Consider the following 10,982-nt stretch of genomic DNA (forward strand, 5'->3'; position numbering starts at 1 on the left):
CAGCATTGGGCTGGAAAAGCCCTGTCGCATTCGAAAGGAAAGTGGCTTAAACGAGCACTTGGGGCGGCACAAAAACGGGACAGGTCCAAACTGTCTCGTACGCACATTGGGAAGGACATGTTAGAAATTCGGCAAGGTTGTATTTAACTCATATAGCCTTGCGTAAATTTCAGTACGCGAACCTTAGTCCGCAGTTCCTGAAAAACTATTTCCTGCCAAGATTGTCGGCACTTTCAACAAGCAAGAGTAACATGGCGTCCAAATGTGCGTTGTTGGATGAAATTCTAGTGGCTTCGAGCAAACAGTTTTCTCGTGTGAATGATGACCTAGTGAACACAAAGTCCAATTTGAACTCGGAAGTGCTCCGCGAAATTTGCCTAGTTTGCGAGATACCGAGCGAAGAATTTGATGAGCATGAGAGTTTCATTGACGCGATCCTACTGAAGCGACGCAACGCCATTGCTCACGGCGAAGATACTTTCGTCGCTAAAAGTGACTTGGATGAATTAGCGGATAAAACCATAGGATTGATGAGAATGTTTGGTGATGCCCTCGACAACAGGGTTCAGCTCAAATCATACTTGGCAGCGTAAGGGCGGCAGTGTTTTGTTCTGAGGCATCGTTTGCAATCACTAGTCGCCGATTAGACTGCCTAATGACTTTGCGAAGTCCGCTTCCTGCGCATTGCTGCAATTGGGGCATCGCGCAACATCGGTCAAAGTGGGCTCAGTGCCGCCGAATGCCCTTGCAGAAAGTCTCAAGTTGCAGTTGCAACGGAACCAGCCATCGACAAATTCTAGCAAGCCGTTGATCTTGTGTCGTATCGTGCATTCCGCGGTCGTTGACATCTCAAGAGCAGTGGTTCGCGCCGCAAGCGGCGAAATCTGACTGTGAGCCCAAAGCGGACTGAAATGTGCTCACCAAAAATGAAGTGCGGCGATAGACATTCTCTTGAGCGGTCTAACCCATCACTAAATGCATTCACCGCCATCGATAACCAAGGCTTGCCCCGTCATAAAAGCGGATTCATCTGAAGCTAAATAGACGATCCCATGGCCAATCTCTTCAACTGTCGCCCACCGACTCATAGGGATCGCCTGCTCGATGTAGCTTTCCAGTTTGGCACGGCCACCCATCTGCTTTTCGAAGCCTGCATTGAAGGGGGTGTCTACAAATCCTGGACAAAGGGCATTGAAACGGATTGCATGGACGGCGTAGTCGGCTGCCATCTGCCGGACCATCGCAACAGCTGCGTGCTTTGTAGTCGCATAGGCGATCATGCCCCGGTCGTATTGAACCCCAGAATTGGAGGCCGTGACGATCACGCTGCCTCCACCTTGTGATTTCATATGGGGGACGGCTGCGCGCGCGGCAATGAAGTGAGCGCGGACATTCAATGCCCAAGAAGCATCCATTCCATCTGGTTCCACTTCTTCCAGCGTTCCTTCGATCTGCAACCCAGCATGAGAGTGCAACACGTCAAGCCGACCGAAGTTTTTTACTGCTTCGTCTATGGCTTTGGTAAGGGCATCGTCATCGGTCACATCAAGCTGTATGGCAGATGCTTGATTCCCCTGCGCAACGATCGCGGCCACAGTGGCTTCAGCAAGTGTTGCATCGCGATCCGTTACCACAACATGCGCACCCTCTTGTGCCATTGCCATTGAACCCGCCCGACCAATTCCTGATCCCGCGCCCGTCACGAGCGCGACTTTACCTGCAAGCCGCATTTCACTTGGCTCCTTTATTTAACTATTCGATTTTGAGGCGCCTCGGCGCAAAAGCAGTTGCGCTGCAACGAGCAACAAGAGCGACGCGCCCATAACCATAGTGCCGATGGCATTGATCTCGGGCGTTACGCCGCGCCGGATGGATGAGAATATGTAGATAGGCAGGGTTGTTTCTGAGCCAGCTACGAAGAACGCTATGATGAAATCATCAAATGAGAAAGTGAAGCTGAGCAGGAAGCCCGCCAAAATTGCCGGTGCTATCAACGGCAGGGTCACCTGCCGAAAGGTGCCCCAGGGCGTCGCAAAGAGGTCAGCCGATGCTTCCATGAGGGCACGGTCCATACCCGATAGCCTTGCACGTACGATGATTATGACCAGCGCCATTGTGAACATGGTGTGTGCGGCGACAAGCGTGGGCATCCCCATGGAAAGTTGCGGGGGATTTGCTCCATCGGGCCATAGGCTCGCAAGAAGCGGGTTTAGCCAGCCAAATACGGTGACCAGGGCAATGAGTGTCGCGATACCGATGACGATACCTGGTATCATTATCGCAATATAAATCATCGCATCGAATAAAGTTCGGAGCCATCCCTTAACCCCTTGTAAAGCGATGGCCGCCATGGTTCCGAGTGTGGATGCGAGGCAAGCAGTTATGAATGCCGCAAGCAGACTGGTCTCGAGCGCGTCCATAACAAATGGGTTGTTGAGCGCTTTGCCATACCATCGGGTCGAGAACCCCATGAACTGGCTTGCGTGTCGTCCGGCATTAAAGCTGAAAAGCGCGATGATGCCGATTGGAATATAGAGAAAAAGGTAGACGCAAATCGCGTATAAGCGCATCGGACCCTCACATCAGCGAGACATCTTCGCGCTGGCCACCCAGGCGCGAGATGAATTTCATGTAAATTGAGACAGTGACAAGCATTACGACAACCAGCGTCATTGCGACCGCCGATCCGTACGCCCAGTTTCGAGACTGCAGGAACAGGTCCACCAGCGCATTTCCGACGAAAAACACTTTTCCGCCACCTAAGATCGCTGGGATCAGAAATTCGCCCATGAGTAGGATGAAGACCAGCATGCAGCCAGTTGCGATACCTGGTATTGACAGAGGAAGTGTTACCTGACGGAACGTACGCCACGGAGTAGAGCCGAGATCCGCTGAGGCTTCCAGAAGGCGTTTATCCAGTTTGTCCAAGCTTACAAAAATTGGGAAAACCATCAACGGTAGATACCCATAGACAATCCCCACAAGCACAGAGAACGGCGTATTTATCAGGCGGACATCATCGATGCCGATCGACTCTAGTAAAGCGGGCAAGCCACGCCCCCCAAGGATGAAAATCCATGCGTATGATCGGATCAGGATCGATGTCCAGAACGGCACGATCACCAGGATCAACAGCGAAGTTCTCCACTTTGGTGAACAACGCACCGCAAGAAAGTAGGCGAGCGGGTAGGCAATTACCAACGCAGCGATAGTCCCCAGAGGTGCAAGGATCAAAGTGTTCTTAAACGCCGTCCATCGCGCAGGAAGGTTGGCATATTGTTCCAAAGTGAACGCTGGAACATAGCCTCCGGCGGCACCCCGTTCGCCAAAGGAAAAGACGAAGACGACCAGTAGTGGAAGGGCAAGCATTACCAAAAGCCATATTCCTGCCGGTGCCAGCAACAGTGCTTTTCTGCCTCGTTCGGTCATATTGTCCTCGTCTTTTCCGATATTGCGGCCTTGCCGCTTAGGCCGACTTGAAGCGGGCGAGCAACTCGGCACGGTTTGGATCGGTTAGCGTAGCCGCCGCGCCAAACTCGAGCGCATTCAGAAGGTCAGCTGCCGGATAAAGGATCGGATCTTCCAGCAATTCCTTCGGCAGCAACGCATTGGTGCGAGCATCAGCCGATGGATAGCCATGAGCGAGGACTTCTTTCGCATTAACTTCCGGGTTCAGCAGGAAGTCGATCAAGGCATAAGCGGCATCCATATGGGGTGCGCCCTTAGGAATAGCGTAGTAGTCGGACCAGAGTTCACCGCCCTCGGCTCCCAGAACGTAGGCGATTTCAGGCATGTCGACATTCATCTGCTTGCCGTCACCTGTCCAGCACATCGTCATCCACGCGTCACCGTTACGCATCGGTGGCTGATAATCCGACGAGATTGCAAACAGATGCGGTTTAGCATCCAGCAACAATTTCTCGGCATCCGCCAGTTCCTTCTCATCGACCGAGTTGAAGGAGTAGCCGAAGTATTTCAGGGCATTACCGATGGTGGTGAGTTGGTAATCATGCACCATTGTCCGACCTGAGTAACCTTCCATAGTAAGGTCCCAGAACTCTTTCCAAGTGGTTGGAGTCGGAGCGCCGTCAAGCTTACTAGTATTCACTGCAAAGCCGGTCGTGCCCCAGTTTTTCGGCACCGCGTAAAGCTGGCCATCGACAGAGCCGGCATCTGAAAAGCGCTGTTCGAATGAACCTGCGTCGTAGTTTGGCAGTTTGGACGTATCGAGCGGGATGATCAGATCTTCGCCCACATACGTAGTGATCGTGTAATTGGTTGGAACGAACACGTCCCAGCCAGACCCTCCGGCTTGCAGTTTTGCCAACATCTCTTCGTTCGAGCCAAAAACATTGACCTGAACGTGGGCGCCAGTGGCTTCCGTGAAGGCTTCGAAGTTCATCTCGTCATGGTAGTTCGGCCACGTGGCGAGGATCACTCGGTCGCCAATGTCTCCGGCAGCAAATGCCGGGCGTGGACGCAACCCAGGCATAGCCGTGCCCAGAACGGCCGTTGCCATCCCAAGACCTGTCACGCCCAAAAAATGTCGCCGTGTGACCGAACCCTTTTGGTACCGGCGAAGCTCTTCCATGAACTTTTGCTTGGAAATAGTCCCATTATCCTTAGTCATTGTGAACCTCTCTGTTGTTGGATTGCGGGATCTGTTAATTTTCCAGGATCAGCAGTGCGCCTTCGCCCCATGAAACAAAGGCCTGTTCTCCTGCATTGAACGTCCCCTCGTTCAATTCCGCTTGCCTTGGCACAAGTACGTGGAAATCACCCAGTGCTTCGTTGCGCGCAAGGTATTCTGTGTGCTCCCCAAGGAAGATCCGATTTTGAATGGTAACTGGCAAAGCAATTTCAGCTGCGGGCAGCGCGCGGGTCAGCGTGATCTGTTCAGGACGGATACTGACGCAAACTTCCTGCCCTGCATCTATTGGAATCTCCGGAGTTCCGTGCACCTTTTGGCCACTCGCTAAACGCACAGTGATTTGGTCGGCTACTGCGTCAGTTACAGTTGCATCAAAGAAATTTGAGGTGCCTACAAATCCAGCCACGTAGCGGCTGCGGGGCATGTCATAGAGTTCGCGTGGGCTGCCAACCTGCACAATACTGCCGCCTTCCATCACACAAATTCGGTCGGACATTGAAAGCGCTTCTTCTTGGTCGTGCGTGACGAGGACAAAAGTTATTCCCAGTTGTCGTTGCAGGTTCTGCAGTTCAAACTGCATTTCTTTTCGAAGCTTTCGATCCAGAGCAGCCATTGGTTCATCAAGCAGCAAAAGCTTGGGCTCGTTTACGATCGCACGCGCCAAAGCGACGCGTTGCTGCTGACCACCAGACATCTCCCAGATGCGACGTGGGCCAAACCCACCAAGACGGACAGTTTCCAGCGCTTGCTCAACCTTTGTCGCGATTGTTTGTTTGTCTACGCGTGGTCGTCGTTGGCGCAGGCCGTACGCGATGTTGTCGAACACGCTTAGGTGAGGAAAAAGAGCGTAGTGCTGAAACACCATGTTGACTGGGCGATGGTGCGCATCCAAGTCGTTGACGACTTCGCCATCGAGCAACACCTGACCTTCGGTTGGTTTCTCGAAACCCGCCAGCATCCTAAGTGCAGTGGTTTTGCCGCAACCAGATGGGCCTAAGAACGACAGGAACTCTCCTTTCCCAATGGAAAGATTCAGGTCTTTGGCGGCGACCACATTCCCGAAGGTCTTGGTCACTCCTCTGAGTTCCGCAATCGTCTGCATGGTGACGCTCATGTCAAAGCTCATATACTGCTGTTTTCCTTTTGCTTGATTTTTTGGCATTTGCTGGCATACCACTCAAACAAGGAAAAAGTAACAATAACTCGGATTAACTGTATATACCACAATTGGGGTATAGAGGTGCTTTTCGAAAATCTGGAGCGGCGTGTGTACGATTGGATGGAAGAGGCCGGCAGGGTCGTAGAGAAGATCGGAACCCCAGAATTTCCATGTGCTTTGGCAGATGGCTTACGGCAGGTCGCACCATTTGATTTTACGGTGGTGTTTGGCCATGTCGGAACCGAAGCACCAATAGACCTTCACGACGATTTTCCCAAAAGCAAACGGCGTATTTTTGTTGAGGATTACCAAGCAGGGCCCTACGTACTTGATCCATTTTTTTTGGCCGCGACAAAACCGATAACACCGGGTCTGTACCGCATGCGCGATATCGCACCGGACAGGTTCTATCAGGGCGAATACTATCGCAGCTATTACAAAAGGACTGGGTTAGCAGAGGAGATTGGCTACTTTATCGATATCCCAAGCACTGGGATGGTTGTGGTCTCGCTCATGCGATCAGCGAAGCCTTTTTCAGCCAAGGAAATTCGTCATTTGCACGCTCTATGGCCGCTCGTTCGGGCAGCCTGTTGCAAACATTGGAGTGACTTTCCAACGATGGCCCGCGGCGCCGCAGCGAATGGCGTTAGTCGTCGCGTTGATCTAGCATTCCAGGCATTTGGCGATGGCGTTCTGACGCCACGAGAACGAGAAGTCGTTGAGTTCACATTGAAGGGCCATTCGGCAGAAGCTGTTGGCACAATTCTCGGCATCTCTCCAGGCACAGTCCGCATCCACAGACGCAACATTTACGCGAAACTTAGGATCAACTCGCAGGGTGAGCTTTTTTCAAAGTTCATTGAAAAGGCTCTTTAAAAGGTTCCTTGAACACCCACTTTATCCGTTTTGCCGACCTTGCTACCTTGTGACCCGGAAAGCACCAAACATTTGGACGGCACTGTCTGATAGCCAAGGAACCCAAAGTGAGAGGATTGGGACGCCCGGGACCCGTGTCGGGCTAAATTAATACCCGAAAACGCTTTCGGGCCATTGTCTATCTAACCGGATCAGCCGTTTTAAAAATGGCGTCAAGATTCGAAAGGCAAAATTTCATGGACGCACCAGTTATCCAGTTGATTTTTATGTTCATCTTGCTGGTTGTCGTGATCTGGCTTTATATCCTGCCGATCACGATGGCGGGACGGCGCAACCGATCTAGTTTTATCTGGTTCCTGATCGGTTTGGTTGGATCACCCCTTTTGGCTATCCTTTTGCTGCTGGCTCTGGGTGACGCACCCGAGCAACCAACAACCTAATTTTGCGGACGATACCGTCTGACACCCAAAAGGGCTTAACCGGAGGGTATCTAGACGCTCGTGAGCCATAAAGGACTGCTCAGCATGCAATGAGGGTGCCAATTGAGACCCTATACTTCCGAAAGTGAAGACTACTAGTCCTTCTCACTCTCCACAACCGTGTACTGTAAACCCAAGGATGGCCGATTTGTTTGGAGAACCATAGACCGCTTTGCCCGTATTGCTGCCGCTCGCGACATTTCAGCGAGCGTCTGTCTCGAGCCCAAACCGACACTTTAGGTTCAGTGATTTAGAGGTCATTGCGATGCACCCTTCCATCCTTCATGACAAAACGGATGACCGACGGGAATAACCTAGATTCGGTTAGGATTTACACAATCCAGAATTTTCTGAGCAGCTAACTGAACCGACTTTCTCAACTGCATGATCTCTGAGTTCGCAGCCAGCCGGGCCTTCATCTCCGCGTCCCCAAGGAGTTGGTTAATCGAATTATCCAACTGCTCCGGTGTCCAATCCCATCGATTTACCCTGAGTCCGACACTGGTCTCAACTGCCCGCTGGGCGTTATCGTGTCCGTCCCAGCAATAGGGAAGGATCAGCGACGGGACCCCGAAATACAGCGCTTCGCAAAAGCTGTTGTTGCCGCCGTGGTGAATAAACAGATCGCATTGTTCAACCACGGAAGGCTGCGGGAACCATTCCTGCAGATGAACATTGTCTGGGACTCTGGAATAGGCGTCGATTTGGGCCCCGACATTGACCAGAAACCTCATGTCCATTGTCTTGAATACGTCGAACAGGCTCTCAAAGAATGGGACATCCATGGCACCCAGACTGCCAAAACTCACGTACACCAGAGGCCCGTCGTTACGGGGCATTTGAGGTACACGGTAAGGACCTTCCTGGCGAACGCAGCCTTCGAGAAAGGTGAATTGTCCAGAGTCCAGTACCTGATCACGATCATGGCGAATGATAGATGGCGCTAAAAGAAGGTTTTGATGCGGTGATGTTTCTAGGAACTCACCTTCAGGCAATAGCTCAAGCCCCTTATCCAGGCGAAATTTGTTGTAGCGAGCATGAATTGGGCCAAGGGTCTCCAGGTACTGGTCTCGGAATGCCGCACACCCGGCGGCGTCAGATGCCGGCAGACCGGACAGGTACGGCGGTAGGCAGTTGTCTGGCAACTCGGTTTCCGCGCAAGAAATAACCCTGACCCATGGGCGCTCGGATCGTACGATGGCCGGGAACATGATGACGTTGTCGAGGACGACGACATCTGGGTTGGTCCGCTCTAGCGCCGTTTCCAACCCCTGTTCGACCGATTCCGCTGTCTCGACGATTGCGTTCCAAACGGGCTCTACATAGGTGGTCAGTTGGTCAGTTGGATGCATGTTAAAATGCGGCAGATGATGGCTCAGGAATTCCTGCCAGTAGGTCTGGGTTTCCTCTTCTGTCAACTCTGATTGAACAGGGACGGCGAACTCGTCAAAACCGTAATCTGCGAATACGCCACCAAAGCCACCGTGGGTCAGGAAAACGGGGTGTGCACCCATTGCGCGAAGTTCCTGAGCGATCCCCACACAATTCAGTGCAGCCCCAAAACTAGCTTCGGGGAAAAACGCGATTACGGGTGCTTCCTTGCGGTTCATCATTCACTCACCGGATTGACCCGCAGGTTGCTTGGACTAGCGCCGGAGCACCACGATTGGCGACGCTGGGCCTTTGGTGCATTGAAAGCCGCAAGTGCACCCTCATCTGATCCGCCGCAAGATCGAAATGATCTTGTTCGATGAAATCAAGTATACGCAGATGTTCATCGAGCGCCTGCCTCATCCGAAAGTCGATCATACCGAATGATCCGCCCGGCAGGTGGCGCAACCCATGATGGGCCATGAGAGCAGAAGCTAGATACTGGTTTCCGGACGATCGAGCGATGAGCTTGTGAAAGGCAAGATCCGCGTCTTGAAAATCCTGGCTATTGAAAGAGTTTTCCGACTGCGCCAGAAGCGCTTCGGTCTGGCTGCGGACCAGATCGGCGCGCTTGGTGTCCAACTTGAAACCGTCGGACAGAATGGCCTGCGGTTCCAGTATCAGACGAAATTCGTAGCTCTCTATTCGTCCGGAGCGGTCTCCCGGCATGCGCGTGAAAACCCAGGATTGACCTTCGGCTTTCTGAATCACGCCTTGGGCCAGGAGGGCTTCGAGCGCACGCTGTGCAGCGCTGCGGGAAACCGAATATCTGCGGATCAGGTCTGTGACATTGATGGCACCGTCCAGGCGTCGGGCGCCGCGATCTCGTAGGATGGCACCAGCGAGATCCACACCTGCACCGACCGCATGCTGGTTGAGTATCGAATGCCCCTTTTCGGGTTCGCATTCTAGGACAAACCCGCCTTCTGCCGCTTTGCGTGCCATCCCCTCCTTTTCCAGCAGCCTCAATGCGGATCTAACCGGAGTGCGAGAGACGCTGCACGAATCAGCAAGGGTTTTTTCCACCAGTCTGTCGCCCTGATGCAAATCGAGATCCATCGCAACATCCAGTATTTTTTGAGCAAGTTTCAAGTATTTGCTTGGTGGCATAAGAAGACGGCTTTCGTCATACCTAGTTAATATACAATAAAAACGGTATCTTAAATGGCTTCTCCGGGCCATACAAAAATGATTCAAAAAAATGTTGAGTTTTATTTCGTCAAAAAATACCGTGATTGCATCATATATCTCGCCCCAGAAGCGAGCGCGGATGTCAAGGGAGGAAGACATGACCAACAAGTTCACCAATTCGTTCCGTTTGCCATTTGCTTGGCTCACCACCGGGGCGGCCTGCGCACTCAGCTTATTCGCCGGAGCGGCCCAAGCAGAAAAAATCGTGATCTCGAACTGGGACGGCTACATGCCGCCGGACCTGCTGGAGAATTTCACCAAGGAAACAGGTATCGAGGCCGAGCTCTCGGTGCATGGCACTAACGAAGAAATCATGGGCAAGGTCGTAGCCGGTGGAGGCAAGGGCTACGACGTTCTTTTCGTCTCGTCGCCTTTTGCCGAGGCGTTAAACAACCTGGGGCTGGTGGCTGCAATCGACCACGACAAGGTTCCGAATGCCTCTAACCTGTATGACGAAGCTAAAGAACTAGCCCATGATCCGGGCAACAACTATTCAATGCCATACGCTTGGGGCACGACGGGCTTATGCTACCGGTCTGACCTGATGGCAGAGCCAACTTCGTGGAACGATCTGCTCAAACCCTCTGAAGACCTTAAAGGCAAAGTGACAATGCTCTCGACGGATCGCTGGCTGATGGGGGCTGCTGCGCTAGCCCTCGGAAAGTCGCTTAACGATACGTCGGATGAGACGTTGGCGGCTGCAAAGGACCTGCTGGTTGCGGCGAAGCAGGATCTGCTGGCCTACGATGACGCAACTTTTTATCTGAAGTTGGTATCGGGCGAGGCAACGATGGTTCACGCCTGGGATGGCTGGTGCAACTACGGCATCGGTGAAAACGCGGACATCAAGTACACGATACCATCAGAAGGATCGGATCTGTGGGTAGATGCGCTAGTCATCGCGGATGCATCTGAAAACAAAGATGCGGCGCATGCCTTTGTGAACTATGTCTTGGGCGCGGACGTCGGTGTCTGGGTTGCCAGCAATATCCTTTACAAAACGCCGAACAAGGCTGCGATGGAGGCGCTGGACCCGTCCTTGATCGAAACCTTCCCGAACATGGGAATGTCGCCTGCAGACCTTACCAAGTACGAGCAGTTGCGCGATCTCGGCAATGGCCAGAAACCCTTTGCACGGACCGTGACCGAAATCATGGCCGCACAGTAAGTGATCAAACCCTGAGCAAAACCCGAC

Annotated in this window: 10 protein-coding genes and 1 pseudogene; 4 read left to right on the plus strand and 7 right to left on the minus strand. The window is 52.7% G+C overall.

Translation table 11 applies throughout. The features are described 5' to 3' along the window. Nucleotides 1-107: 107 nt before the first annotated feature. A pseudogene (locus ACR0M9_RS10275) lies at nucleotides 108-593 on the plus strand (MAE_28990/MAE_18760 family HEPN-like nuclease); the annotation flags it as partial. A 378-nt stretch (nucleotides 594-971) separates the two neighbouring features. Here the strand turns inward: ACR0M9_RS10275 and ACR0M9_RS10280 are convergent. Genes ACR0M9_RS10280 through ACR0M9_RS10300 form a run of 5 tightly spaced genes read right to left on the minus strand, consistent with a single transcriptional unit; the run spans nucleotide 972 to nucleotide 5,777 of the window. Further along, entirely contained in the window at nucleotides 972-1,730 is a 759-nt protein-coding gene (locus ACR0M9_RS10280; RefSeq protein ID WP_170463241.1) for an SDR family NAD(P)-dependent oxidoreductase, read from the minus strand. A gap of 18 nt (nucleotides 1,731-1,748) precedes the next feature. Further along, nucleotides 1,749-2,570 (minus strand): ABC transporter permease, encoded by an 822-nt coding sequence (locus ACR0M9_RS10285; protein ID WP_171176822.1) that lies wholly within the window; start codon nucleotides 2,568-2,570, stop codon nucleotides 1,749-1,751. A gap of 7 nt (nucleotides 2,571-2,577) precedes the next feature. Beyond that, nucleotides 2,578-3,429 (minus strand): ABC transporter permease, encoded by an 852-nt coding sequence (locus ACR0M9_RS10290; protein WP_171176820.1) that lies wholly within the window; start codon nucleotides 3,427-3,429, stop codon nucleotides 2,578-2,580. Between the two features lie 37 nt (nucleotides 3,430-3,466). Next, on the minus strand, nucleotides 3,467-4,630 hold the full coding sequence (locus ACR0M9_RS10295) for an ABC transporter substrate-binding protein (protein ID WP_171176818.1): 1,164 nt from the start codon (nucleotides 4,628-4,630) through the stop codon (nucleotides 3,467-3,469). Nucleotides 4,631-4,664: 34 nt separating this feature from the next. Next, nucleotides 4,665-5,777, minus strand: a complete 1,113-nt coding sequence (locus tag ACR0M9_RS10300; protein WP_171176816.1) for an ABC transporter ATP-binding protein — start codon at nucleotides 5,775-5,777, stop codon at nucleotides 4,665-4,667. Between the two features lie 153 nt (nucleotides 5,778-5,930). Between ACR0M9_RS10300 and ACR0M9_RS10305 the strand changes: the two genes are divergently transcribed. Both ACR0M9_RS10305 and ACR0M9_RS10310 read left to right on the plus strand, forming a co-directional pair. Beyond that, nucleotides 5,931-6,686 (plus strand): helix-turn-helix transcriptional regulator, encoded by a 756-nt coding sequence (locus tag ACR0M9_RS10305; protein ID WP_170463244.1) that lies wholly within the window; start codon nucleotides 5,931-5,933, stop codon nucleotides 6,684-6,686. A 236-nt stretch (nucleotides 6,687-6,922) separates the two neighbouring features. Beyond that, nucleotides 6,923-7,126 (plus strand): hypothetical protein, encoded by a 204-nt coding sequence (locus ACR0M9_RS10310; protein WP_170666102.1) that lies wholly within the window; start codon nucleotides 6,923-6,925, stop codon nucleotides 7,124-7,126. Between the two features lie 353 nt (nucleotides 7,127-7,479). Here the strand turns inward: ACR0M9_RS10310 and ACR0M9_RS10315 are convergent, their stop codons facing one another. Both ACR0M9_RS10315 and ACR0M9_RS10320 read right to left on the minus strand, forming a co-directional pair. Continuing rightward, entirely contained in the window at nucleotides 7,480-8,775 is a 1,296-nt protein-coding gene (locus ACR0M9_RS10315) for a glycosyltransferase (protein ID WP_170463330.1), read from the minus strand. 7 nt (nucleotides 8,776-8,782) lie between these two features. After that, on the minus strand, nucleotides 8,783-9,886 hold the full coding sequence (locus ACR0M9_RS10320; protein WP_170463245.1) for a GntR family transcriptional regulator: 1,104 nt from the start codon (nucleotides 9,884-9,886) through the stop codon (nucleotides 8,783-8,785). On the opposite strand from ACR0M9_RS10320, the gene ACR0M9_RS10325 reads away from it, so the two are divergent. Further along, nucleotides 9,885-10,955: a polyamine ABC transporter substrate-binding protein gene (locus ACR0M9_RS10325; protein ID WP_170463246.1), complete on the plus strand. Its 1,071-nt coding sequence runs from the start codon at nucleotides 9,885-9,887 to the stop codon at nucleotides 10,953-10,955. The two genes, ACR0M9_RS10320 and ACR0M9_RS10325, sit on opposite strands and share 2 nt — an antisense overlap. Nucleotides 10,956-10,982: the final 27 nt, after the last annotated feature.

Source organism: Ruegeria sp. CH2 (genome assembly GCF_056537065.1).